The sequence below is a fragment of the Mesorhizobium qingshengii genome, assembly GCF_027563465.1.
Taxonomy (GTDB): domain Bacteria; phylum Pseudomonadota; class Alphaproteobacteria; order Rhizobiales; family Rhizobiaceae; genus Mesorhizobium; species Mesorhizobium qingshengii_A.
In genome coordinates this window covers 727,640-750,658 of record NZ_JAPFQA010000001.1, presented here as the reverse complement: position 1 = coordinate 750,658, position 23,019 = coordinate 727,640, and the positions used below count along the sequence as shown (strand labels likewise).

General features: G+C 62.0%; 23 protein-coding genes. 16 read left to right on the top strand and 7 right to left on the bottom strand.

All coding sequences use genetic code 11. From position 1 onward, the window contains the following. Positions 1–38: 38 nt before the first annotated feature. Positions 39–1,214 carry a porin gene (locus tag OOJ09_RS03440; RefSeq protein ID WP_269903832.1) on the top strand — a complete coding sequence of 392 codons (1,176 nt, stop codon included), beginning with the start codon at positions 39–41 and terminating at the stop codon, positions 1,212–1,214. Between the two features lie 417 nt (positions 1,215–1,631). Here the strand turns inward: OOJ09_RS03440 and OOJ09_RS03435 are convergent, their stop codons facing one another. Then, positions 1,632–3,308: a tetratricopeptide repeat-containing sulfotransferase family protein gene (locus OOJ09_RS03435; protein ID WP_269903831.1), complete on the bottom strand. Its 1,677-nt coding sequence runs from the start codon at positions 3,306–3,308 to the stop codon at positions 1,632–1,634. Positions 3,309–3,465: 157 nt separating this feature from the next. On the opposite strand from OOJ09_RS03435, the gene OOJ09_RS03430 reads away from it, so the two are divergent. Beyond that, positions 3,466–4,578 carry a pyridoxal phosphate-dependent aminotransferase gene (locus OOJ09_RS03430; protein WP_269903830.1) on the top strand — a complete coding sequence of 371 codons (1,113 nt, stop codon included), beginning with the start codon at positions 3,466–3,468 and terminating at the stop codon, positions 4,576–4,578. Between the two features lie 34 nt (positions 4,579–4,612). Here OOJ09_RS03430 and OOJ09_RS03425 read toward each other — a convergent pair whose 3' ends face one another. Beyond that, positions 4,613–5,605, bottom strand: coding sequence for a bifunctional helix-turn-helix transcriptional regulator/GNAT family N-acetyltransferase (locus OOJ09_RS03425; protein WP_269904060.1), 993 nt, complete (start codon positions 5,603–5,605; stop codon positions 4,613–4,615). 167 nt (positions 5,606–5,772) lie between these two features. Between OOJ09_RS03425 and OOJ09_RS03420 the strand changes: the two genes are divergently transcribed. The 9 genes from OOJ09_RS03420 (at position 5,773) to OOJ09_RS03380 (ending at position 13,498) form a co-directional block, all read left to right on the top strand. Next, positions 5,773–6,057, top strand: a complete 285-nt coding sequence (locus tag OOJ09_RS03420; RefSeq protein ID WP_269903829.1) for an acylphosphatase — start codon at positions 5,773–5,775, stop codon at positions 6,055–6,057. 71 nt (positions 6,058–6,128) lie between these two features. Next, the gene (locus OOJ09_RS03415; RefSeq protein ID WP_269903828.1) at positions 6,129–6,767 is read left to right on the top strand and encodes a TetR/AcrR family transcriptional regulator; all 639 of its coding nucleotides are present in this window, start codon (positions 6,129–6,131) and stop codon (positions 6,765–6,767) included. Between the two features lie 74 nt (positions 6,768–6,841). After that, positions 6,842–8,005: an isovaleryl-CoA dehydrogenase gene (locus OOJ09_RS03410; RefSeq protein ID WP_269903827.1), complete on the top strand. Its 1,164-nt coding sequence runs from the start codon at positions 6,842–6,844 to the stop codon at positions 8,003–8,005. Position 8,006: 1 nt separating this feature from the next. Further along, positions 8,007–9,614 (top strand): carboxyl transferase domain-containing protein, encoded by a 1,608-nt coding sequence (locus tag OOJ09_RS03405; protein ID WP_269903826.1) that lies wholly within the window; start codon positions 8,007–8,009, stop codon positions 9,612–9,614. A 1-nt stretch (position 9,615) separates the two neighbouring features. Then, positions 9,616–10,146 carry an O-acetyl-ADP-ribose deacetylase gene (locus tag OOJ09_RS03400; RefSeq protein WP_269903825.1) on the top strand — a complete coding sequence of 177 codons (531 nt, stop codon included), beginning with the start codon at positions 9,616–9,618 and terminating at the stop codon, positions 10,144–10,146. 120 nt (positions 10,147–10,266) lie between these two features. Further along, the gene (locus OOJ09_RS03395) at positions 10,267–10,638 is read left to right on the top strand and encodes a hypothetical protein (protein WP_269903824.1); all 372 of its coding nucleotides are present in this window, start codon (positions 10,267–10,269) and stop codon (positions 10,636–10,638) included. Between the two features lie 36 nt (positions 10,639–10,674). Next, positions 10,675–11,052, top strand: a complete 378-nt coding sequence (locus OOJ09_RS03390; RefSeq protein ID WP_269903823.1) for a hypothetical protein — start codon at positions 10,675–10,677, stop codon at positions 11,050–11,052. A gap of 39 nt (positions 11,053–11,091) precedes the next feature. Continuing rightward, a complete protein-coding gene (locus tag OOJ09_RS03385; protein WP_269903822.1) occupies positions 11,092–11,466 on the top strand; it encodes a hypothetical protein in 375 nt (124 codons plus the stop codon). Positions 11,467–11,515: 49 nt separating this feature from the next. Next, a complete protein-coding gene (locus OOJ09_RS03380; protein ID WP_269903821.1) occupies positions 11,516–13,498 on the top strand; it encodes an acetyl/propionyl/methylcrotonyl-CoA carboxylase subunit alpha in 1,983 nt (660 codons plus the stop codon). A gap of 121 nt (positions 13,499–13,619) precedes the next feature. On the opposite strand, the gene OOJ09_RS03375 is transcribed toward OOJ09_RS03380, so the two are convergent. The 3 genes from OOJ09_RS03375 to OOJ09_RS03365 all read right to left on the bottom strand — a co-directional run bounded on the left by OOJ09_RS03375 (position 13,620) and on the right by OOJ09_RS03365 (position 16,280). Beyond that, on the bottom strand, positions 13,620–13,919 hold the full coding sequence (locus OOJ09_RS03375) for a hypothetical protein (RefSeq protein ID WP_269903820.1): 300 nt from the start codon (positions 13,917–13,919) through the stop codon (positions 13,620–13,622). 588 nt (positions 13,920–14,507) lie between these two features. After that, positions 14,508–15,629 carry an ABC transporter substrate-binding protein gene (locus OOJ09_RS03370; protein ID WP_269903819.1) on the bottom strand — a complete coding sequence of 374 codons (1,122 nt, stop codon included), beginning with the start codon at positions 15,627–15,629 and terminating at the stop codon, positions 14,508–14,510. A 384-nt stretch (positions 15,630–16,013) separates the two neighbouring features. Further along, entirely contained in the window at positions 16,014–16,280 is a 267-nt protein-coding gene (locus tag OOJ09_RS03365; RefSeq protein WP_010915070.1) for a sel1 repeat family protein, read from the bottom strand. Positions 16,281–16,727: 447 nt separating this feature from the next. Here OOJ09_RS03365 and OOJ09_RS03360 point away from each other — a divergent pair, with 447 nt between their 5' ends. The 5 genes from OOJ09_RS03360 to OOJ09_RS03340 all read left to right on the top strand — a co-directional run bounded on the left by OOJ09_RS03360 (position 16,728) and on the right by OOJ09_RS03340 (position 20,407). Continuing rightward, the gene (locus tag OOJ09_RS03360; protein ID WP_269903818.1) at positions 16,728–17,072 is read left to right on the top strand and encodes a DUF2147 domain-containing protein; all 345 of its coding nucleotides are present in this window, start codon (positions 16,728–16,730) and stop codon (positions 17,070–17,072) included. A gap of 220 nt (positions 17,073–17,292) precedes the next feature. Continuing rightward, positions 17,293–17,451 carry a hypothetical protein gene (locus OOJ09_RS03355; RefSeq protein ID WP_269903817.1) on the top strand — a complete coding sequence of 53 codons (159 nt, stop codon included), beginning with the start codon at positions 17,293–17,295 and terminating at the stop codon, positions 17,449–17,451. 39 nt (positions 17,452–17,490) lie between these two features. Continuing rightward, the gene (locus OOJ09_RS03350; protein WP_269903816.1) at positions 17,491–17,685 is read left to right on the top strand and encodes a hypothetical protein; all 195 of its coding nucleotides are present in this window, start codon (positions 17,491–17,493) and stop codon (positions 17,683–17,685) included. Between the two features lie 74 nt (positions 17,686–17,759). Continuing rightward, positions 17,760–19,265, top strand: a complete 1,506-nt coding sequence (locus OOJ09_RS03345; protein ID WP_269903815.1) for an AMP nucleosidase — start codon at positions 17,760–17,762, stop codon at positions 19,263–19,265. A gap of 107 nt (positions 19,266–19,372) precedes the next feature. After that, entirely contained in the window at positions 19,373–20,407 is a 1,035-nt protein-coding gene (locus OOJ09_RS03340) for an endonuclease/exonuclease/phosphatase family protein (protein ID WP_269903814.1), read from the top strand. 93 nt (positions 20,408–20,500) lie between these two features. Here the strand turns inward: OOJ09_RS03340 and OOJ09_RS03335 are convergent, their stop codons facing one another. Both OOJ09_RS03335 and OOJ09_RS03330 read right to left on the bottom strand, forming a co-directional pair. Beyond that, complete coding sequence (locus tag OOJ09_RS03335) at positions 20,501–21,094, bottom strand: DUF922 domain-containing Zn-dependent protease (RefSeq protein WP_269903813.1); 594 nt, start codon at positions 21,092–21,094, stop codon at positions 20,501–20,503. 144 nt (positions 21,095–21,238) lie between these two features. After that, complete coding sequence (locus OOJ09_RS03330; RefSeq protein ID WP_269903812.1) at positions 21,239–22,918, bottom strand: electron transfer flavoprotein-ubiquinone oxidoreductase; 1,680 nt, start codon at positions 22,916–22,918, stop codon at positions 21,239–21,241. Positions 22,919–23,019: the final 101 nt, after the last annotated feature.

Sequence of the window (23,019 nt, the reverse complement as noted above, 5' to 3'; positions counted from 1 at the left end):
CAACGCTGTTTCGTTCGATTCTGACTGGAGGTCAGAAAATGAACATCAAGAGCCTTCTTCTCGGCTCCGCTGCGGCCCTGATCGCAGTTTCCGGTGCGCGCGCCGCCGACGCCGTCGTCGTCGCCGAGCCGGAACCCGCTGAATACGTCAAGATCTGCGACGTTTACGGCGCTGGCTACTTCTACATCCCCGGCACCGAAACCTGCCTGCGCATCGGCGGCTATGTCCGCTATGACATTGGCGTGGGCGATATCGGCTCGTTCGATGGCGCACGTACCTTTGACGTGCAGAGCGGCAAAGACCAGGCCACCTTTGCAAAGAACGCCCGTTTCACGCTGAAGACCTGGACTGGCCAGGAAACCGAGCTCGGTACCTTGAAGACCTATACCGAGACCCGCTTCAACTTCGGCAACAACAACGGCTATGGCGCCACTACCTTTGGCGATAGGACCGTCAACTCCGCCCACAACAAGGGCGTTTCGCTGAACTTCGCCTGGATCCAGCTCGGTGGTCTGCGCGTCGGTAAGGACGAATCGGCCTTCGACACGTTCATCGGCTACGCCGGCAACGTCATCCAGGATACGCTGGTTCCTTATGGCAACTTCGACACCAACGTCGTCCAGTATTACTTCGACGCTGGCAACGGCTTCTCGGCCGTGGTCTCGCTCGAAGAAGGCTCGGGCGCGGTTGGCACGATCGACAGCTACGTCCCGCATGTCGTCGGCGGCGTGAAGTACACGCAGGGCTGGGGCGCCATCACCGGCGTCGTTGCTTATGACAGCAACTACGAATCGGTGGCCGGCAAGGTCCGCTTGGACGTGAACGTCTCCAGCGCCCTGTCGCTGTTCGTCATGGGCGGCTACGGCTCCGACGGCAAGCTCAACGACGACTTGACCAACTTTGTCGATGCTCACGGCCGCGGCTTCTACAAGCAGTGGGGCGGCAACTGGGCATTCTGGACCGGCGGTACCTATAAGTTCAACGAGAAGACCTCGTTCAACCTTCAGGTGTCGGGTGACCAGCTCAAGAACTATGGCGTGGCGGCTAACGTTGCCTATGACATCGTTCCCGGCTTCACGGTCACGGCCGAAGTTGACTACAACCACTACGGCAAGTTCGGTGAAGTCACGACCGATCCGTCCAATGTCAACTGGACCGGTGCCGACAAGAAGAACAGCGTCGGCGGCATCCTCCGCTTCCAGCGCTCGTTCTAACAGACTTCGCTTCGGCGGAACCGGAACCCGGCGGGCAACCGCCGGGTTTTTCTTTTCCGCAGCAGTGTCCCGATGGGCCATCGCACAGTGCTACATTCGGGGGTCCGACCAACGTCGTCATCCTTGATCGTAGTGACGCAAAGCGGAGCGAGGCCCAGGAATCCATGCCGTTACCCCAGCCGAAGAATGCAGTGGAGCAGAATTCCGGACCAGTCGCGCGTCAAAATCACATGGATCCCCGCGTCAAGCCCGAGGATGACGAACTGACAGGCGCCTCGGCCAATCTCCACGCGGTACGATTTTGCCACGCAAGCATTTTTGACCAAGCTTGGCAGGGGGAAGTCTCAGCGAAAGGAGCGATCGGCGAGATTGACTACATGGTCCTGGGAAGGTCGCCTATAGTCTAGAATCTACTGGTCAAACCTCAGCAAGATCGCCCAATGACTCAATTAGCGGTTGGATCTCGCTTTCGTAATTCTTCCATCGCTTGACGGACGACTTGTAGATTGGCTGACGAACCTGCCAGCGGCTGTAGGTATTTACCGAGCCATCCCGGTCAAAAAAGCGCAGGCAGGCATCGTCCCAGGGCAATCCGAGATAGTCTATGAGCCGACGCGACTGCTCCTCTTGATTTCCAATCAACGTCTCATAGCGATTTTCGAAAACACGTCCGGGGAAAACCCTCCCCCAATGGCGCATCAAGCGATCATACTCCCTGTAGTAAAGTCCCAGCGTTTGAAGATCGGCGCTGTAGCTGTGCGCTTTACTGAATTGCAGGACGAAGCAGGAGATGCAATTGTCAATGGCATCGCGGCGGCAATGAATGATGCGCGCGTTAGGGAAGAGAATGCCGATCAGACCGATCAGCTCGAAATTATGAGGCATCTTGTCGACGATTCGAAGCGCATCAGGAGCCCGCTCGCGGAGATAGGCAAGGTGCTCCCCGGCCAAAGTCCTGGTCAGATCGTTAGTAATTGTCGCTATAGATTCGCCGACGTTCGCGCTGGAGCGGTCTCCAAGGCCCATACCATTGGCTATTCGTCTAAGCTTGCTGAGCTCGCCCGCGCCATGAACATCGGGATGGCTAGCACAGATCTGCTCCGTCAGCGTCGTGCCCGAGCGAGGCATGCCGACGACGAATACAGGCAGCTCTGAAGGATTGCCATAAGCGGCCGTTGAAGCCACCAGTTCCGGCGTGAACGTTTCGATCATGGCATCGACCCATCGACGGTAGTTTTCCAGGTCGAATTTATGACCGGCGGCTTGATTTCCCTTCTTGAAGTGGTCCATCGCCTCCTTGTAGCGACGCATGTCATTGAGCACTTTCCCGGCCGCGTGATGAAGCGCTGCCGCTCCTTCCGACCCGTGGTCCGGGTCTCGAAGCTCTGCCAGGATTGCCGCGAGTTCCGGCGGCTCTTCCGTGTATTTGCGCGTATGTACAAGCGCATTATACGCAGCCGGTATTGAGATGCGCCGTTCAATTGCCTTTTTCAGATGAACAGCGGCTTCGTCCATACGACCGAGGCTTGCGAGTGCGTGGGACAGCCCCATTCGGGCTAAAGGATGATCTCGCGCGAGTTCCAGCGCCTTCTCGAAGAGCGGCAGCGCCATTTCCCCCTTGTCAAACGCGTTGTAAGCATCACCCAAAGCGCACAGCGCTTCTACCAGATCCGGCTTCAAATCAAGGGCGTGCTGAATGTGCCTGATTGCCGGCGTAAATTCGCTGAGCTTCAGATAGGCTTCAGCAAGGCTAAGGTGGTAGTAGGGGTTCTGCGGCTCCTCTCCGACCGCCCGAGCGAAATACCGCAGGGCCTTCTCGTCATCGTATCCGAGCCCAAGCGTTCCTAGTATATACAGGGCCAGCGGATGGTGTGGCGTGCGGGCCAGGACGCGATGACATAGTTCCTCTGCCTCTGGCAGTTGCTCGGCTTTCTGTAGCTCAAGCGCTTGCCTCAACAGCATGTCGTCGGCCTGACCGCGAGGCGGAGCGGCCTTCGGCTGGGCTTTCGGTGGCGCAGTTTTCGGCCCTACCGTCTTCGCCGAGGGTTGGGTCTTGAGGTGCTTTGCCCAAGCGGGCGGAAATCGGTTGCTCATCCTGTCTCGCTAGCAAAAGGGGGCGAGAGAATCCAGCAAATCCGACGTGATGCTGGCCTTCCAGGACACGTCGAGTTCCCTGCCGGTACCTCCTCAGGACTTGCACCCATTCCCCTGTCACGCTAGCAAGAAGGCCCTTTCCATAAGAGCTTCCGCCATGCGCCAACGCCCTCCCCTGACGCCGCTCATCGCGGCACTTCCGTCGACGGTGCCCTTTGTCGGCCCAGAAGCGCAGGAGCGCGAGCGTGGCCGCGCCTTCCGCGCCCGCATCGGCGCCAATGAGAGCAGCTTTGGGCCCTCGCCACGCGTCATAGAGCGCATGGCTGGAATTGCCCGCGACATGTGGATGTACTGCGATCCCGACAATCACGATCTGAAGGTTGCCGTTGCCGGGCATCTCGGCGTGGACGCCGAAAACGTCGTTGTCGGCGAAGGCATAGACGGCCTGCTCAGCCTCGTGGCGCGCATGTATGTGGCGCCAGGCGATGCCGTGGTGACCTCGCTCGGCGCCTATCCGACCTTCAATTTCCACATTGCCGGTGTCGGCGGGCGGCTGGTCACGGTCCCTTACGAGAATGACCGGGAAAGCCTTGAAGGCTTGCTCGCGGCGGCGCGCAGGGACAAGGCACCACTGGTCTACCTGTCCAACCCCGACAATCCGATGGGCAGCTGGTGGGAAGCGGGTGAACTCATCCGCTTCATCGAAGCACTGCCGGAAACCACCATGCTGGTGCTCGACGAGGCCTATGGCGAACTCGGACCGGCCTCGGCGCTGCCGCCGATCGATATCTCACGGCCGAACGTCATCCGCATGCGCACCTTTTCGAAGGCCTACGGGCTGGCCGGCATACGCTGCGGTTATGCGATTGCGGAGGCCGAAGTCATCCGCGACTTCGAGAAGATCCGCAACCATTACGGCGTCAGCCGCATGGCCCAGATCGCCGGCGTCGAGGCGCTTGCCGACCAGGGCTATCTCGAAACCGTGGTGGCGCGGGTCGCGGCCGGCCGCCGACGCATCGCGGCAACCGCCGAGCAGAACGGGCTGAAGCCGCTGCCTTCGGCGACCAATTTCGTCACCGTCGATTGCGGCCGCGACGGCGCGTTCGCGCTGAAAGTGCTGCAGGGTCTGCTGTCGCGCGACGTGTTCATCCGCAAGCCGATGGTACCGGTGCTCGACCGCTGCATCCGTGTCAGCGTCGGCCTCGACCACGAACTCGACATCTTTGCCGAGGAACTGCCTGGCGCGCTGGCAGCGGCGCGGGGCAATTAGGGTCCGTTTGTAGGCAAACCGCCGCATACGAAGCTCACAAATCCAGTTCCCAGGTCTGACCGGTCAGCTCCTTGCCGAAACTGTGATGGCGCTCCTGCGAGACCAGCTTGAAGCCGGCGCGCTCGTAGATCGCGCGCGCCGCGACGAGAATGTCGTTGGTCCATAGGATGAGCCTGACGTAACCGCAGGCGCGGGCCTGGTTCACGCACTCCGCGACCAGGCGTTTGCCGATGCCCAGGCCGCGAGCCGCCGCCTCGACATGCAGCATCCTCAGCTTCGCAACCTCGTCGTCCAGATGGACCAGGAACACCGCGCCGACCGGCTCGCCGCCGCGTTCGGCGATCCAGCAGAAATCGCGCCCAGGCACGAAATTGCGGATGAAATCGGCACCTATCTCGGCGAGCATGGCTTCGAACTCGATGTTCCAGCCATATTCCTCGGCATAGAGCTGGGCCTGCCGCTGCACGACCCAGCCGACGTCGCCGACACCGTGCGGCCGCAGCGTCACTGCGTCATTCCCGCAGGCAGGATCACCCAGCAATTCCCCTGCCTTGCGCAACGCGCTGCCCAGTTCATGCAACCTGCCGTCGGGCACGTTTTCGATCAGCCGCGCGGTGTCGCGATCGGCCGCCGCCTGAAGGCTTGCAAGCGCTGCCTCGCCCCTGGGCGTCAACGAGAGAACCCTTCGGCGCCGGTCGGCCGGATCCGTTCGGGCCTCGGTCAGCCCCTCGCCCGCAAACTTCCGCAGAATCCGCGTCAGATAAGCCGCATCGACACGCAATTGCCTGGCGATTTCGGACGCCGCCGGGCCGTTCTCCAACCGAAAGGCTCCGGCCAGGAACCCTCGCTCGCCGGCGATTTCGGGAGCAGCGGGGCTGCTGTGATGGCCCAACTCGAACAGCACGCGCGCCTCGGTCAAGGTGAACGCGCTCTGTGTCAGGGTCTCGTCGAGAAGGCCGACGGTGCGGGTGTAGAACCGGTTGAAGTGGCGTATCTGCGCCACTAATGCGTTGCGTTCGTCCAACATCTGCATCCAACCTTCCGACAAGGCAATTGAATTTTCCAAAATTAATGGACTGAGTCAATTAAATTTCAAAAACCAGAGAGCCCAGCTATTGCGTTTTGCGCGCAATTCCCAGGTTGCATTCCCTGAGCCATGCGCCAGATTCCAGGGCGACAGGCTTGGAGAGATTCATGGCTGGTCATCGCAGGAAAGTGCGGGCGCGCGTCCTCGGCAACGTGCAAGGCGTCGGCTTCAGACTCTGGGTTCGGGGCGAGGCCACAAGCCTTGGTCTTGCGGGCTGGGTTCGTAATGAAGCGGACGGATCTGTAACGGCCCAGATTGCAGGCCTCGACGAAGCGGTCTCGACAATGATCGAACGCCTCTGGAAAGGACCGTCCGGGGCTTCGGTTTCCAGGGTCGACGTCGAGGAATTGGCAGCCGGCAACGCTCTTGTTGGGTTCAGGATTGTTGCATGATGGTGAATTTGGTTCGGGCGCCTTGAATTAATTGAACGTTCGTTTTATTACTGTCGCAGGAAGGGGCTGATATGGCGCGCACCACCGGATCCGATGGCGAAAAGACCGAAGCGGCGATCCGCGAGGCGGCCGTCAACCTGATCGCGCGTTTTGGCTACGAGGCGATGTCGATGCGCCAGCTTGCCGCCGAAGTCGGCGTGCAGGCAGCCGCGCTCTACCGCTATTTCCCGACCAAGGAAGATCTTCTGTACACGCTGATGCGAGAGCACATGGAGGGCCTGGCCAAAACGTGGGAAGCGGCCAGGCCGGCCAATGCGGGCCCGGCACAACGGCTTTCAGCCTATGTTGAAAACCATATCGCTTTCCATATCGAACGTCGGCAGGCCACGCATGTGTCGAACATGGAATTGCGCAGCCTGTCGCCCGAAAGGCTGACACAGATCCTGCGCATGCGCACCGCCTACGAAAAGGAACTGCGCGCCATCCTGCGCGATGGCGCCGAGGCTGATGCCTTCAGCATCGACGACACCGGACTGACGGCCATGGCGCTGATCCAGATGATGACCGGGGTCATCGTCTGGTTTCGGCCGGGCGAGCGGCTGTCGATCGCTGAAGTGACGGCGACATATCTTTCAATGACAATGCGCCTGGTCGGCGCGGCATCCGCTACAGCGCCGCGCGTCTTTTTAGACGCGCAAAGGACACTGTAGAATTTTTGTTTCGCGCATGATCCCTTTCCGAAAATCAAAATCGATTTTCGGGGTCATGCGGCAGGAGGAACGACATGTACACGAACACGCTCAGCTTCGGGCATGACGAGGATATCGAGGCACTGCGCGACATGGCGCGGCGCTTCGCCCAGGACAGGATCGCGCCTATCGCCGCCGATATCGATCGCTCGAACGAATTCCCGGCGCATCTGTGGCGCGAACTCGGGGCGCTCGGCCTGCTCGGCATTACCGCCGACCCCGATTTCGGCGGCAGCGGCATGGGCTATCTTGCCCATGTAATCGCAGTGGAAGAGATTTCCCGGGCTTCGGCTTCGGTCGGCCTCTCCTACGGCGCCCACTCCAATCTCTGCGTCAATCAGATCAACCGCTGGGCAACGCCGGCGCAGAAGGAAAGATTCCTGCCGCCGCTGTGCTCGGGCGAACGCGTCGGCGCGCTGGCAATGTCGGAATCCGGTGCCGGCTCGGATGTCGTCTCGCTCAAGCTGCACGCCGAAAAGCGCAATGACCGCTATGTGCTCAACGGCACCAAGATGTGGATCACCAACGGGCCGGACGCCGAGACGCTTGTCGTCTATGCCAAGACCGATCCGGAGCGGAAATCGCGCGGCATCACCGCCTTTATCGTGGAAAAGGCAATGGCCGGTTTCTCCGTGGCACAAAAACTCGACAAGCTCGGCATGCGCGGCTCCAACACCGGCGAGCTGGTGTTCGAGAATGTCGAGGTGCCGTTCGACAATGTGCTGCACGAGGAAGGACGCGGCGTCGAGGTGCTGATGTCGGGCCTCGACTATGAGCGCACGGTGCTCGCCGGCGGCCCGATCGGCCTGATGGCGGCGTGCCTCGACGTGGCGATCCCCTATGTGCACGAGCGCAAGCAGTTCGGCCAGGCGATCGGCGAGTTCCAGCTGGTGCAAGGCAAGCTGGCCGATATGTACACGACGATGAACGCCGCGCGCGCCTATGTCTATGCCGTGGCCGCCGCCTGCGATCGCGGCCAGACGACGCGCAAGGATGCCGCCGGCTGCGTGCTGTTTGCCGCAGAGAAGGCGACGCTGATGGCGCTCGACGCGCTGCAGCTGCTCGGCGGCAATGGCTATATCAACGACTATCCGACCGGCCGCTTGCTGCGCGACGCCAAGCTCTATGAGATCGGCGCCGGTACCAGCGAAATCCGCCGCTGGCTGATCGGGCGCGAGATCATGGCGGAGAGGGTATAGAATGGCCACGCTCCAGACCCAGATATCCCCCTCCTCCGACACCTTCCGCGCCAATGCCGAACGCATGCGGGCACTGGTCGCCGACATCGCCGAGAAAGCCGCAACCGTCGAGCGCGGCGGCTCGGACGAAGCGCGCGAGCGTCACGTCTCGCGCGGCAAGCTGTTGCCGCGCGAACGCCTCGCCCAATTGCTCGACACCGGCTCGCCCTTCCTTGAGATCGGCCAGTTCGCCGCGTGGTCGATGTATGGCGAGGAGATTTCGTCGGCCGGCATGATCGCCGGCATCGGCCGCGTCGAAGGAACCGAAGTGATGGTCGTCGTCAACGACGCCACGGTGAAGGGCGGCACCTATTATCCGCTAACGGTGAAGAAGCATCTGCGGGCGCAGGAGATCGCACTGCAGAACAATTTGCCCTGTATCTATCTGGTCGACAGCGGCGGCGCCAATCTGCCCAACCAGGACGAGGTGTTTCCCGACCGCGAGCATTTCGGCCGCATCTTCTACAACCAGGCAAACATGTCGGCCGCCGGCATCCCGCAGATCGCCTGCGTCATGGGTTCCTGCACGGCGGGCGGCGCCTATGTGCCGGCGATGTCGGACGAGACGATCATGGTGCGCAATCAGGCGACCATCTTCCTCGGCGGTCCGCCGCTGGTGAAGGCGGCCACCGGCGAGGACGTCAGCGCCGAGGATCTTGGTGGTGCCGATGTGCACACAAGGCTTTCCGGCGTCGCCGACCACTATGCGCTGGACGACGAACATGCACTCGCCATCTGCCGGCGCATCGTCAAGAACCTGAATCGGAACAAGACCGTAAGCCTGAACTTACAGAAATCGATTCCACCGCTTCATCCAGCGGACGAACTCTACGGCGTCGTGCCAACCGATCTGCGCCAGCCCTATGACGTGCGCGAGGTGATCGCGCGCATCGCCGACGGCTCCGAATTCGACGAGTTCAAGCAGAACTACGGCACGACGCTGATCACCGGCTTCGCCCATCTGCATGGCATGCCGGTCGGCATCATCGCCAACAACGGCGTGCTGTTTTCCGAAAGCGCGCTGAAGGGCGCGCACTTCATCGAATTGTGCTGCCAGCGCAAGATTCCGCTGGTCTTCCTGCAAAACATCACCGGCTTCATGGTCGGCAGGAAATACGAAGCTGGCGGCATCGCCAAGGACGGCGCCAAGCTGGTGATGGCGGTGGCCACCGCCAGGGTGCCGAAGGTGACCGTCATCATCGGCGGTTCGTTCGGCGCCGGCAACTATGGCATGTGCGGCCGCGCCTACTCGCCGCGCTTCCTGTGGATGTGGCCAAACGCCCGCATCTCGGTGATGGGCGGCGAACAGGCGGCGACGGTGCTCGCCATGGTCAAGCGCGAGGGCATCGAGCGCAAGGGCGGCGCCTGGAGTGCCGAGGAAGAGGCGAAATTCAAGAAGCCGATCCTGATGAAATACGAGCATGAGGGCCATCCGCTCTACTCGTCCGCCCGCCTTTGGGACGACGGCATCATCGATCCGGCCAAGACCCGCGACGTGCTGGCGCTCAGCCTTTCCGCCGCGCTCAACGCCGAGATCGAGGACACGCGCTTCGGCGTGTTCAGGATGTGACATGGACGGCATCGGCGACAGGATCCGCATCCACATCGGTGACATCACGAAGCTTGACGTCGATGCCATCGTCAACGCCGCCAATTCTTCGCTGCTGGGTGGTGGCGGGGTCGATGGTGCCATTCACCGCGCAGCCGGACGTGAACTCGAGTTCGAATGCCGGATGCTGAATGGATGCAAGGTTGGCGAAGCCAAGATCACCAAGGGCTACAGGCTGCCGGCTCGACATATCATCCACACGGTCGGGCCAGTCTGGCAGGGCGGCGGCAAGGGCGAAGCCGAACTGCTGGCCTCCTGCTATCGCCGTTCGCTGGAACTTGCCGCCACCAATGACTGCCGCACAGTGGCGTTTCCGGCGATCTCCACCGGTGTCTACCGCTATCCGAAGGATGAGGCGGCAGAAGTCGCTGCCAGCACGGTCAGCATATTCATCGAACAGAAGAAAATGCCGGAGACCGTTATTTTCTGCTGCTTCGACGGTCAAATGGCCGAACTATACCGGCAGGCCGTTGCTGCCTTGCGAGAAGGCTGAACTGAATGGACCAATCGATTCCCCAGCATAGGCAGCCAAGAATCTCCGCCAACGAACTGGTGTGGAAGCAAAATATTCGCTACTGCTTATCTTGCTCAGTGCAATGGGGACAGGGCGGAAATGAAACTGAAATATTGCCGCACGTCGGCGTCGTCGATATTTGCAGGATTTCTAATATTAACGACGACGGGCGTCAGTTCGGCGGAATCGCTCGCGGGAAGCAAGGGGCACGTCCGCTTCCCGGTCTATCGAGCGTCGGGTACCACGGGGGGCTGCGGCAAGAATTACAACGAGTATATCGCAGCGCGCGGTCATTCCGCCTACGCAATGACGCCGTTCAACTGGTCGGCGGAATATACGATCTGCGGTGTCTCCCTAAACGCATCGTCGCAGCAAGCGGCGGAGGCCAAGGCATTGAAATTGTGCGAAGCGGGTCTGAAAAAGTGGAAAGTTTCCACGGCCGGAGCCTGCAGCATCGCTGCGTCCAAATAGGCTTCAGACCGCAAGCTTCTTCCTGGGGGAAACAGAATGCAATCCAAGACCATCAAACGGACAGCCGTATCGACGCTGGCCGGACTGCTGATCGTAGCAACAGTAGGCGCTTGCGCAGCCGGATCGCTTGCGGGCAGCGAGGGAGACGTGCGTTTTCCTGCAACTCGAGGCTCGGATCCGAAGAGCGAATGCAATGTTGCCTACAAGGCCTATGTCGCGGCGAGCGGTCATTCGGCCTACGCCACGACCTTTTATTCGCGCGTTGTCGACCTCTACATTGTCTGCGGCTCGAAGCTCAACGCGCCCTCCCAGAAGGCAGCGGGAGAGATGGCGCTGCGCAACTGCCAGGCCGGCTTGACCAGGTGGAAGCTCAAGACCGCAAGCGGCGGCTGCGCGGTCTCGGCGTCGAAGTAGGCAACCAGCCGAGACTTTTTTCTGAATGGGGGGAGCAGAATGAAATCCAGGACCGGCAAACAAGTAGCCACCACGATATTCGCGGGCTTGCTGATGGCGGCGGTCCCCAGCGCCGGCATGGCCGGCACGCTGACGGGAAGCGAGGGAGACAAACGGTTCCCGCCAGCTTTGAGTGGCGATCCGAAGTCGCCATGCACCAAGGCATACAAGGCCTATGTGGCGGCCAGCGGCCATTCCGCCTACGCCACCACGCCGTATTCCAGGGTGGTCTCGCTGTACATTCTCTGCGGCGCGCACCTGAATGCGCCGTCGCAAAAGGTGGCGGAGGAGCTGGCCATGAAATCCTGCCTGGCCACGCGCGCGCACTACAAGGTGACGAATGGCGGCGCCTGCGAGATCGCCGCTTCCAAATAGGCAGGCGCCTGCCAGGCTGGCGCCGGCCGAGGCAAACCCGGGAGGCTCCATGTTCGGCAAGATCCTGATCGCCAATCGGGGCGAGATCGCATGCCGTGTCATTCGCACGGCACGAAAGCTCGGCGTGCGCACTGTCGCCGTCTATTCGGATGCCGACGCGACATCCCTGCATGTCGAGATGGCCGACGAGGCGGTTCATATCGGCGCCTCGCCTGTTGGCGAAAGCTATCTGCGCGGCGACAGGATTGTCGCCGCGGCGCTGGCGACGGGCGCGCAGGCCATTCATCCCGGTTACGGCTTCCTGTCGGAAAACCCCGATTTCGTCGACCAGGTGGAAGCAGCGGGGCTCACCTTCATCGGCCCGTCGGCGGCCTCGATCCGCGCCATGGGACTGAAGGACGCCGCCAAGCGGCTGATGGAAGAGGCCGGTGTGCCGGTGGTGCCGGGCTATCATGGCGAGGCGCAGGAGATCGTGCTGCTTGCCTCCAAGGCGCGCGAGATCGGCTATCCCGTGCTGATCAAGGCGCGCGCCGGCGGCGGCGGCAAGGGCATGCGGCGGGTCGAGCATCCCGATGAGTTTTCCGAGGCTCTGTCCGGCGCGCGGCGCGAGGCAAAGGCCGCCTTCGGCGACGACCGCGTGCTGGTCGAAAAATATGTCGACAAGCCGCGGCACATCGAAGTGCAGGTGTTCGGCGACAATTTCGGCAATGCGGTTCACCTCTATGAGCGCGACTGCTCGGCGCAGCGCCGCCACCAGAAGGTGATCGAGGAGGCTCCTGCCCCCGGCATGACGGAAGCGCTGCGCAAGGCGATGACGGAGGCGGCGGTAAAAGCCGCCAAGGCGATCGGCTATTCCGGCGCCGGCACCGTCGAGTTCATCGTCGATGCCTCGCAAGGCCTGAAAGCCGACCGCTTCTGGTTCATGGAAATGAACACCCGCCTGCAGGTCGAGCACCCCGTGACCGAAATGGTCACCGGCACCGATCTGGTCGAGTGGCAGCTCAAGGTCGCTTCCGGCGAGAAACTGCCGAAGACGCAAAGCGAGATCACGCTCGACGGCCATGCCTTCGAGGCGCGCATCTACGCCGAGGATGCGGCGAAAGGGTTTTTGCCCGCGACTGGCACGCTGCACCATCTGAAATTTCCGGACGCCGCTCCCGAAGGCGCTACCATGCGCATCGAGACCGGCGTGCGGGCCGGCGATGCCATCTCACCCTACTACGATCCGATGATCGCCAAGCTGGTCGTCCACGCAAAGGACAGACCGACGGCGCTGAAGGCGCTCGGCGCCGCGCTGTCGCGAACCGAGATCGCCGGCTCGACCGTCAACACCGCCTTTCTCGCCGCTCTTGTCGCTGATCCGGACTTTTCCGCAGGCGATGTCGATACCGGCCTGATCGCCAGGCACCAGCCGGCGCTGACCGAGGTCGCGCCGCCGAGCGGCGGAACCATCGCCGCGGCCGCCCTTGCGGCCTCTGGCGCGGGAGCACTGCCACTGTCCAACGAGCCATGGTCTTCGCTTGCTGGCTATGCGCATTTCCACAGCGTGGCGCGGCGCTCACGGCTGAAATTCGGCGAAGATGATATCGTGGCGCGGGTTTCGATGCGGCCGGACGGGCGGTTCCAGGTGGCGCTCGATGCACCCTATGACAGCACCAATTCGCATGATCTTCGCGCCGTTCCTGGCCTCGCCCTCTGGCCAGGCCACGTCACCGTATTCGAAGGCGCCGTCGGCTATACTTTCACAGTCACGGACCCGTTGGCGAGAGCCGATGAGGCGGCTGGCGCCACCGGCAGCCTGCGTGCGCCGATGCCCGGGCTGGTCAAGCTGGTGCGTGCGGCACGAGGCGATGCCGTGACCAAGGGCCAGCCGCTGCTGATCCTCGAGGCGATGAAGATGGAGCACACCATCGCCGCGCCGCACGACGGAGTGATCGCCGAGATCGCGGCCGAGGGAGCACAGGTGACCGACGGGACAGTGCTGGTGCGATTCGTCGAGGAGCCGAGCGCTTCGACCGCTGCTGCGAACTGACCGTTCGGAAGCGGACGACGGATCGCAAGCAAGAATAGCAGGGACTAACCCGGCCACGATCCAATCGTCGTCGTCACGCGGCAAAGTTCGTCGGGTTGCCTTGGCGCAAGTTCCCGACCTGTCATTGCTGGACAAATCTGGCCGGCATTCGAATGTCGGTCTGTATTCCCAGAGCCTCCGTTGCCCAATCTCTCATTTCGGGGGAGGCATCCCCTGATCTTAGTATTGACACGGCCAGCGCCGCGACGTCCGCGGGCGGTTTTTGGTTGGCGCCTCTATACGTGAAATAACCGGCCAGGATGGCACATCCTATTGAGATGGCCGGTGGTGCAAACTGTATTGCCGTCAAAGCCACAGCGCGCCAGCGGGCGGTTGGGCGGATTTTGGGAAGCACATCTTCGTCGTCGATAAGCTCAGTCATTCCAATCCTCCCGCAGTCGGTAGAATGCCTTCCAGTAGAGTGTCCTACATTAGTTAAATTGCGATAAAGCTTATCAGGGGCGATCTATCCCAAACGCGTTCGCGGCGCCGCATTGGCAAACTGTGCTGATTGCGAAGGACAAGGCCAACGCGTTCGCCATGACCAGGGAGATTGGCGACAAGGTCCGGGTCGAGAAGACCAGGCCGAAAGTGAAACGCCGACGGCTATTCCTGATATGCGAACGGCGAGCGCATCCAATCCGTCATCGCAGATTCGCGTCAGCACGCTTTCCGCAACGTTTGCTCGCTGGGATGTGCAGCCAAGTGGCTCACGTCCTCCCAAGCTTGCCGGAGCATCGGTGATGCGGTCCCAAACGGCCCACGTTCCGCCGGTCTCCACGTGACAATAAATCTGTGTTGGCGATCTTCCATGGGGTAAACCCGCCACATGGGTTTTGGCGCCGCCTTGTCGGACGGTGGTTAATGCCGTCAACCGCGTCTGCGTCAGCCAGTATCTCTTCAATGACAAATGGCCGGGATGAACCCGGCCATTTCTCTGGTTATCTGGTCGCCGGAGCGACGTCAGCGATTACTGCGCGATCGGCGCGTATTTGCCGTCGTGCCACTGGTTGATGTCGTAGCTGGCATTCTTGAGATCGCCCTTCTCGTCGAAGGTGACATCACCGACAACCGTGCTGATCGGCGTGCCGTTCTTCAACGCTTCGGCAACCTTGGCCGGATCGTCGCTGCCGGCGCGCTTGACGCCCTCGGCGAAGGCCTGGATCACGGCATAGGAGAACAGCGTGAAGCCTTCCGGCACGAAGCCGCTCGCCTTGATCTTCTCGACCGCGGCCTTGGCTTCAGGCTTTGCCTGCGGATCCGACGGGAATACGAACATGGTGCCTTCGCCGGCCGGGCCGGCAACCTGCCAGAATTCCGGCGAGGCGATCGAATCCGGCATGATCAGCTGGAACTTGACGTTCTGCTCCGCCGACTGGCGCAGGATCAGGCCAGCCTCAGGGTGGTAGCCGCCGAAATAGACGACGTCGGCCTTCAGATCCTTCAGCTTGGTGACGAGGGCCGAGTAATCCTTCTCGCCAGCATTGATGCCTTCGTAGTCCACCTCCTTGAGGCCGCCGGCATTCATGGTTGCCTTGACGGCGTCAGCCACGCCCTGTCCGTAGGCGCTCTTGTCGTGCAGGACGACGACGTTCTTGCCGGCGTACTTCTTGGCGATCCACGGGCCGATGAAGGCGCCCTGCGCATCGTCACGCGTATAGAGGCGCATGATGGTCGGCCAGCCGGCCTTGGCCGCCGCGTCGGTCAGCACCGGGTTCGAAGAGGCCGGGCTCATCATCAGGGCGCCGGCTTCGGCATAGACAGCAGAGGCCGGAATACTCGAGCCCGAGCAAGCATGACCGTCGATGAACTTGACGCCATCGGCCACGATGCGGTTGGCGACCGACACGGCCTGCTTGGGATCACACTGGTCGTCCTCGATGTCGAGCTTGATCTGGCGACCACCGACACCGCCTGCCGCGTTGATCGCGTCGGCAGCGGCCTGTGCGCCCTGCTTGAACTGATCGCCGATGGTGGCGAGCTGCCCGGTCATCGGGCCGACCACCGAAAAGGTGATGTCGTCGGCGAACGCGACCGGCGCACTCATCATCAGGCCAAAAACGGCCGCGCTCAAAATACTCGTTTTCTTCATGACAATAGAACTCCTCCACTCACGCGCGGCCGCCCCGGCCGCGCTTCTTCCAGAGAGGCGGGACAATTTCATCCTTCGCTGGGCCTGTCTAGGCGCATTGGCGGCACTCGATTGGGCCTGCGTGACCTCAGCCACGCCAAAAAGCCATGCCAGCCTTGTTCCGGCTGGTCATGGCTCTTTTGCCGTCGAGCAATTTCCAAGCGCGCCGCGCCAAAAAATCCCGCTCGCCTTCCCCGTGTCGCACGGATCGGCCTTGCTGGCCTGCCGCGTTCTTTTCCTTACGTCGTTGACCGTCTTGCGCGGCCTTCTATTCCGCCGGGTCTGGCCGTCTGTGCGGTCTTGATCCCGGAGCTTCCCTGTCTTCGATAGGTCTGTGGACGGATCTCAGTGCATGGTCATCCATTCGCGGGCTTCGCGCAGCGCCTTGGCAATCTCCACCTTCGACATGGCGGCCGACAGTTCCGAGCGCAATTCCGCGGCGCGGGCCGAACCCTTGATGGCGGCAATGTTGAACCATTTGTGGGCGGCAACGACATCGGTCTCGCAATCGCGGCCAGTCGCATACATCATTCCCAGCTCAAAAAGAATGTCGGCCTGGGCAGTTGCCCCCATGGCGCCGAAGCCTGCTTCAAGCATTTCAAAACGTGCCATTTTCAATCCCCTGTTCTGGCCCTGTCTGGCTCCCGAGAGCTGCCTCCGTTTGTCTTGCCGGGCCGCTCTTTCGATGCTTTCGAGAATGCCGTGCAGGCTTGAATCCGTCGTTAAATGGCGTGCTTAATTTGAGGAAAACAAAGCTAAAACAAGAGGTAAACGCGGAATTCGTTAAGGATACGAAGCCAGCAACTCAGCCCGTTTGCACAAAATTCGACGAAAATTTTAGCGGCTGACATCAACACTCCGCTAACCACGAGAGACAAAGCCAATGTGCCGATCGTTTCAGTTTCTCGCCAACGGGGCGCATTCAGACGCTTTAAAATCCCGAAGTCTTCCGCAGCGGCACCGCTTTTGTTTTGCCGGGAGCTGGATTAACTTACGTTTGCGTAAACGGCAGACCGGCGAGGCGGAGCATCCAGCCGGATATCCAAAGGGAGGAAGAGCATGTTTCGAAAAGTGAGCCTGGCACTTGCGGCCACGTTGATCATGGCGGGTGCGGCGTGGGCTGATCCGATCGAAGGCAACTGGAAAACCCAGGCCGGCTCAACGGCCGCCATCACGGGCGGCGGCAGTACGTTTTCCATCACGCTGAAGTCGGGCAAATATGCCGGCAAGAACATCGGCTCGTTCAAGGTGGCCGGTGACAACAAGTATACTGGCACCATAACCGACCCGGAAAGCGACAAGACCTATTCGGGCAAAGCGTCGGTTTCCGGCACTTCGCTCAAGATGAGCGGCTGCGTGCTCGGCGGGCTGATCTGCAAGAGCCAGACCTGGCACAAGCTCTGATCTGCCGCATGCTTGCGAGATGACGACGGGGCCCCGACGGGCCCCGTTTTCGTTTATCGAAGCGCGGCACGCCCGCTTCGGCCACTCTCGTACCGTCGGGGCCGACGCCGGCGCCATCAAAAACACCGTCAACCAATTTGAACCGCAGATGAACGCCGGCATCAGAGCCGGTTCAGTCGCGCTCGGGCATTCTCCCGCGTGTTGAAGGAGACACGACCCAATGCTCGCCCGCCGCTTCACCATCGTCTGCCTGCTGATGAGCCTGTTTGGAATGTTCTTCGCCATCCTCGTCGCCGAAGCCGGTCGTCCGGCCCGCGCCTGGGACGAAGCCAGCTCCAGGACCTGCCGCCTCGGCTGCCCCACCCACCTTCGCAACTGAACCAAAGAACCAAGATCTCGAAAAGAAAAGCAGAACACCATGAACCGCATCGGCGCCAACGCTCTCAAGACCCTTCGGCTTCTGCCGCGGGCGGTGCTCATCCTGATGGTTCTGGCCGCTCCGGTCCTGGCCGTGCCGATGATGCGTGCCGATGCCGGCTCGACGATCGACGCACCGGCCCTGAAGAAGACCGGCGTCGGCTTCGTGCTCCTGGTCAGCCTGCAGCGCGGTTGAAGAAAAACGACGCTTTGGCCGCCTTCGGTCGCGACACCCCTCCCAACCTGTCGTCCAAGTCTCTATATTGAGACATGGAAAAGCGAATCTACCCTCAAGCCATCGAATCTGTCGTCATGCCGGAGCCTTTTGGCCGGCAAAGCTTTAACAGCGCCGAAAAAGCCGTCGCGGCGCTGCAAGCGCTTTACGACCGCAACACCAGGTTCCTGCGCGACTCCTTTGCGGCGCTTGCCGCGGCGGGCGGCGACAACAGCAAACGCTACCGCGCCTTCTATCCGGAGATCGGCGTCACCACCAACTCGTTCACCCAGATCGACTCGCGGCAGGCCTACGGGCATATGCCGACGCCGGGGCATTTTTCGACCACCATCACCCAGCCTGGCCTGTTCGAAAGCTACCTCGTCGAGCAGCTGCGCCTGATCATGCGCAATCATGGCGTCGCGGTCACCGTGTCGGAATCGACCACCCCCATCCCGCTGCATTTTGCCTTTCTCGAAGGCACTCATGTCGACGGCGCGGCGGCCGAGCGCATCAAGCGGCCGATCCGCGACCTGTTCGATGTACCGGACCTCGACGGCACCGACGACCAGATCGCCAACGGCACATTCGAAGTGCCATTCGGCGAGCCGAGGCCGCTGGCGCCCTTCACGGCGCAGCGCATCGACTATTCCCTGCACCGCCTGTCTCACTACACCGCGACGACGCCGCAGCATTTCCAGAACTTCGTGCTGTTCACCAACTACCAGTTCTACATCGACGAGTTCGTCGCCCGTGCCCGGGCGCAGATGGCGGAAGGCGGCCACGGCTATGCCGAATTTGTCGAACCGGGCAATGTCGTCACCAAGGCCGGACAGAGCGCGCCCAGCGAAGGCGTCGCGCCACCGCGCCTGCCGCAGATGCCGGCCTATCATCTCAAGAAGCCGAACCATGGCGGCATAACCATGGTCAATATCGGCGTCGGGCCTTCCAACGCCAAGACGATCACCGACCATATCGCCGTGCTGAGGCCGCATGCGTGGGTGATGCTCGGTCACTGCGCCGGGCTGCGCAACACCCAGGCGCTGGGCGACTACGTGCTGGCGCACGCCTATGTGCGCGAGGATCATGTCCTCGACGACGATCTTCCGGTCTGGGTGCCGATCCCGCCGCTGGCCGAGATCCAGGTGGCATTGCAGGAGGCCGTCGCCGAAGTCACCGGCCTGTCCGGCTATGACCTCAAGCGCATCATGCGCACCGGCACCGTCGCCACCATCGACAACCGCAACTGGGAACTGCGCGACCAGCGCGGACCCGTGCAACGCCTGTCGCAGTCACGCGCGATCGCGCTCGACATGGAATCGGCGACGATAGCCGCCAATGGCTTCCGCTTCCGCGTCCCTTACGGCACGCTGCTGTGCGTCTCGGACAAACCACTGCATGGCGAACTGAAGCTGCCGGGCATGGCGACCGAATTCTACAAGCGGCAGGTGGCACAGCATCTGACCATCGGCATCAGGGCGATGGAGAAGCTGTCCGAAATGCCGATGGAGCGGCTGCATTCGCGCAAGCTCAGGAGTTTTTCGGAGACGGCGTTCCAGTAAGACGATCCGCGCGTTGCCCGGGCGGCATTGCGTCATCTTGATTGGGCCGTATTCTTGCCGATAACCGAGCCGGTATCATATCTGGCAACCCATGCAGACGTGACCCAATGAGACGCAGTCGAGACAAGGCGGCTTCACTGGCATTCATCGTGATGATGACGATCTCGGTTGCCCTGGTGGCCGGGTTCTTCGGCAACCTGCATCCGGCCTTCGACTCCTTTTCGCATTTCCGCGTCCATCTGGCCGTGTTGATGGCGCTTTGCGCACTGCCACTGTTGGCCACGACATTTCGGTTGCAAGCGGCCGCGGCGCTGCTTTTCGCCGTGGCGGCCTTTGCCACCACCTTGAACGCCCTGCCCAGCCCGTGGCCGGTTCAGGCGGCCTATGAAGCCAAAAGCGAGGACCACGCGGTCTACCGACTGCTGCAGATGAATCTGCGCTACGACAATCCGACGCCGAAGAAGGTGCTGTCGCTGATCGGCCGGACCAATCCCGACGTGATCACCCTTGACGAGGTGTCGGCGATGTGGACGACCGAGCTCGGCTATATCGGCAGCGCATATCCCTACCGGATTCTTTGCTCTTACCCCAACGGCATATTCGGCGTCGCGCTGCTCTCGCGGCGGCCCTTTGCCGCCGGCACCAAGCCGCGTTGCGAGCGGCGCGGCGCCATGGCGATAGCGACCGTCGACTTCGGCGGCATTGGCGTCGATGTCGCCGCGATCCATCTCAGCTGGCCGTGGCCACGCGAGCAGTCCTGGCAGATCGGTGAACTCACGGAAACGCTCTCATCGCTCGGCGAGACCGCCATCATGGCGGGCGACTGCAACGCCGTGCCATGGAGCGCCGCCGTGCGGCGCGTCGCCTCGCTCGGCGGGCTGACCGTCATGCCGTCCGCCGGACCAACCTGGACCTACATCAAGTTGCCGGATTTCCTGCGACGCTTTGCCGGTTTGCCCATCGACCAAGTGTTCAGCAAGGGAGCGGTCCTGATCCATGGCGCATCGAGGCTCGAGGAGACAGGCTCGGACCATCTTCCGGTGCTGGTGGAGTTCTCGGTCCGGGCCGACGGCAAGCAGCCTGATGACGAGCATGCGACGGCGCTCGCGGCGAGCGATCTGCCCAGCGGGTCCCACGGCTGACACAGGCTCCTCGTCATCTCAGGGCAATTCCGGGAAAGAGCGGAGAAGCAAAGCGACGCCGCATCGACCCTGGATGATGAACGGGTCGCTCGCTCAAGGCCTTCCCATCAGGGCGGCGATCAGATGTTCGACATGGCCGCCGTCTCTATGCTCTCGTTGATCGAAGGCGTTCTGCCTGGCCTCGTATTCGGCATAGGCGACCTTGATGCGTCGCCGCGCCTCGCCGCGCGTCTTGTAGCAGGATGGGTCGTCGGCGATCCTGAGGCCGGTGATCGACCTTTCCGTGGCGCGCATCATCTCTCTGGCAATGCGGCCATGGGTTTCCTCATGGGCGCGAACGCCGGCGAAGAATCGGGTCCAGCGCTTTTTCAGCGCCGGCGTCGTGGGCGAAGCAACGCGAGGGAAGGTGTAGAAGAGGTTGAGCGTGCCGTTGACCCGCCGCAGCCGGCAGAAGCCATTTACCTGGCCGGCGTCGAGATCCCAGTCGACGGTATAGGCGGTTTGGGCGATGGCATGCGTCATGAAGCCGTGCTTGGGGCCCTTGCTGTCCATGGCGTCGACGAGGGTGGCGCCCGAACCTCCCGTGATGTCGTAGGTCCGCGTCTGGACCACGACCCTGGTGCCGGCCAAGGCTTCCGGCGCACAAAGGGAGCCGATGGCGAGGCATGTCAGAACGATCCGGCGCATGGGTCTTTCTCCCTATCCGGAGACAAGGGAACCACAAGCCGGTGGCCGTTTCAACGGTTCTGGCGTCCTACATGCCTTGGTGGGCCGGCGCTCCGCCGGCTTCCTTGCTGCCGGTGGTCGACGCGGCCCAGTCGGCGCCATGGCTCACATGTTCTGGTAGACCGGCCCTTCACCGCCTTGCGGCGGCACCCAGTTGATGTTCTGGTTCGGATCCTTGATGTCGCAGGTCTTGCAGTGGACGCAGTTCTGCGCGTTGATGACGAAGCGCACGTCCTTCGCCGCGGGATCGGCCGCGGCATTGCCGTCCCTGTCGACCCATTCGTAGACACCGGCCGGACAATAGCGTGTCGAGGGTCCGGCAAAAACATCGTGCTCGGAACGCTTCTGCAGGTCCATGTCGCCGACCAGCAGGTGGACCGGCTCGTTTTCTTCATGATTGGTGTTGGACAGGAACACCGAAGACAGCCGGTCGAATGTCAGCACGCCATCGGGCTTCGGATAGGTGATCTTCTTGTGCCGGGCGGCAGGCTCGAGCGCGGCATAGTCGGCCTTGCCGTGCTTCAGCGTGCCGAAGGGCGAGACACCGAACAGCGTGTTCAGCCACATGTCGAGGCCGCCGAGGCCGACGCCGACGATGGTGCCGAAGCGCGACCACAGTGGCTTGACGTTGCGCACCTTCTTCAGGTCCTTGCCGATGTCGGTCGCCCGCCACGCCGCCTCGTAGGAGGAAAGCTCGTCATTGGCACGGCCGGCACCGATCGCTTCGGCGACATGCTCGGCCGCCAGCATTCCCGACAGCACCGCATTGTGGGAGCCCTTGATGCGCGGCACGTTGACGAAGCCCGCGGCGCAACCCATCAGCGCGCCGCCTGGGAAGGACAGTTTCGGCACCGATTGCCAGCCACCCTCGGTGATGGCGCGCGCGCCGTAGCCGAGCCGCTTGGCGCCTTCGAACGTGCCTGATATCGCCGGATGGGTCTTGAAGCGCTGGAATTCCTCGAAGGGCGACAGCCAGGGATTCTTGTAATTGAGATGGAGGACGAAACCGACCGCCACCTGGTTGTCCTCGAGATGGTAGAGGAAGGAGCCGCCGCCGGTCTTCATGTCGAGCGGCCAGCCGAAGGAATGCTGAACCAGGCCCGGCCGATGGTTCTCCGGCTTGACCTGCCAGAGTTCCTTGAGGCCGATGCCGTATTTGCCGGGCTCGCGGCCATTGGACAGATCGTATTTGGCGATCAGTTGCTTGGCGAGCGAGCCGCGCGCGCCCTCACCGATCAGCACATACTTGCCCATTAGCGCCATGCCCGGCGCGAAGCCCGGGCCGTGCGTGCCGTCCTTCTCCACGCCCATGTCGCCGGTGACGACGCCGGTGACGGCGCCTTCTTCATTGTAGAGCAGGCCGGCCGCGGCAAAACCTGGATAGATCTCGACACCAAGCGCCTCGGCCTTGGTCGCCAGCCAGCGGCAGACATTGCCGAGCGAGACGATGTAGTTGCCGTGATTGTTCATCAGCGGCGGCATCAGGATGTTGGGCAGGCGGAACGAGCCGGCGGGGCCGAGCACCAGGAAATGATCAGCCGTCACCGGCGTCTTGAAAGGATGACCCTCGTCATCGCGCCAGCCCGGCAGCAGCCGGTCGATGCCGATCGGATCGACGACGGCGCCGGAGAGGATATGCGCGCCGACCTCGCCACCTTTTTCCAGGATGACAACCGAAAGCTCGGGATTGACCTGTTTGAGGCGGATGGCGGCGGCGAGGCCGGCAGGCCCGGCACCGACGATAACCACGTCGAATTCCATGCTTTCGCGTTCGATGTCGCTCATCAACCCCTCCGCACTGGCTTATCCCATTCGGGTATCTTGCTGGCTCCCGCGCTGCATAGCGCATCAATTGGCGACAGGAAACCGGCGCATACGTGACAATG

What these genes read in the sequence shown, in the direction of transcription:
- OOJ09_RS03440 (WP_269903832.1), top strand. Translation starts at nt 39, where the DNA reads ATGAACATCAAGAGCCTTCTTCTCGGCTCCGCTGCGGCCCTGATCGCA.
- OOJ09_RS03435 (WP_269903831.1), bottom strand. Translation starts at nt 3,308, where the DNA reads ATGAGCAACCGATTTCCGCCCGCTTGGGCAAAGCACCTCAAGACCCAA.
- OOJ09_RS03430 (WP_269903830.1), top strand. Translation starts at nt 3,466, where the DNA reads ATGCGCCAACGCCCTCCCCTGACGCCGCTCATCGCGGCACTTCCGTCG.
- OOJ09_RS03425 (WP_269904060.1), bottom strand. Translation starts at nt 5,605, where the DNA reads ATGTTGGACGAACGCAACGCATTAGTGGCGCAGATACGCCACTTCAAC.
- OOJ09_RS03420 (WP_269903829.1), top strand. Translation starts at nt 5,773, where the DNA reads ATGGCTGGTCATCGCAGGAAAGTGCGGGCGCGCGTCCTCGGCAACGTG.
- OOJ09_RS03415 (WP_269903828.1), top strand. Translation starts at nt 6,129, where the DNA reads ATGGCGCGCACCACCGGATCCGATGGCGAAAAGACCGAAGCGGCGATC.
- OOJ09_RS03410 (WP_269903827.1), top strand. Translation starts at nt 6,842, where the DNA reads ATGTACACGAACACGCTCAGCTTCGGGCATGACGAGGATATCGAGGCA.
- OOJ09_RS03405 (WP_269903826.1), top strand. Translation starts at nt 8,007, where the DNA reads ATGGCCACGCTCCAGACCCAGATATCCCCCTCCTCCGACACCTTCCGC.
- OOJ09_RS03400 (WP_269903825.1), top strand. Translation starts at nt 9,616, where the DNA reads ATGGACGGCATCGGCGACAGGATCCGCATCCACATCGGTGACATCACG.
- OOJ09_RS03395 (WP_269903824.1), top strand. Translation starts at nt 10,267, where the DNA reads ATGAAACTGAAATATTGCCGCACGTCGGCGTCGTCGATATTTGCAGGA.
- OOJ09_RS03390 (WP_269903823.1), top strand. Translation starts at nt 10,675, where the DNA reads ATGCAATCCAAGACCATCAAACGGACAGCCGTATCGACGCTGGCCGGA.
- OOJ09_RS03385 (WP_269903822.1), top strand. Translation starts at nt 11,092, where the DNA reads ATGAAATCCAGGACCGGCAAACAAGTAGCCACCACGATATTCGCGGGC.
- OOJ09_RS03380 (WP_269903821.1), top strand. Translation starts at nt 11,516, where the DNA reads ATGTTCGGCAAGATCCTGATCGCCAATCGGGGCGAGATCGCATGCCGT.
- OOJ09_RS03375 (WP_269903820.1), bottom strand. Translation starts at nt 13,919, where the DNA reads ATGACTGAGCTTATCGACGACGAAGATGTGCTTCCCAAAATCCGCCCA.
- OOJ09_RS03370 (WP_269903819.1), bottom strand. Translation starts at nt 15,629, where the DNA reads ATGAAGAAAACGAGTATTTTGAGCGCGGCCGTTTTTGGCCTGATGATG.
- OOJ09_RS03365 (WP_010915070.1), bottom strand. Translation starts at nt 16,280, where the DNA reads ATGGCACGTTTTGAAATGCTTGAAGCAGGCTTCGGCGCCATGGGGGCA.
- OOJ09_RS03360 (WP_269903818.1), top strand. Translation starts at nt 16,728, where the DNA reads ATGTTTCGAAAAGTGAGCCTGGCACTTGCGGCCACGTTGATCATGGCG.
- OOJ09_RS03355 (WP_269903817.1), top strand. Translation starts at nt 17,293, where the DNA reads ATGCTCGCCCGCCGCTTCACCATCGTCTGCCTGCTGATGAGCCTGTTT.
- OOJ09_RS03350 (WP_269903816.1), top strand. Translation starts at nt 17,491, where the DNA reads ATGAACCGCATCGGCGCCAACGCTCTCAAGACCCTTCGGCTTCTGCCG.
- OOJ09_RS03345 (WP_269903815.1), top strand. Translation starts at nt 17,760, where the DNA reads ATGGAAAAGCGAATCTACCCTCAAGCCATCGAATCTGTCGTCATGCCG.
- OOJ09_RS03340 (WP_269903814.1), top strand. Translation starts at nt 19,373, where the DNA reads ATGAGACGCAGTCGAGACAAGGCGGCTTCACTGGCATTCATCGTGATG.
- OOJ09_RS03335 (WP_269903813.1), bottom strand. Translation starts at nt 21,094, where the DNA reads ATGCGCCGGATCGTTCTGACATGCCTCGCCATCGGCTCCCTTTGTGCG.
- OOJ09_RS03330 (WP_269903812.1), bottom strand. Translation starts at nt 22,918, where the DNA reads ATGAGCGACATCGAACGCGAAAGCATGGAATTCGACGTGGTTATCGTC.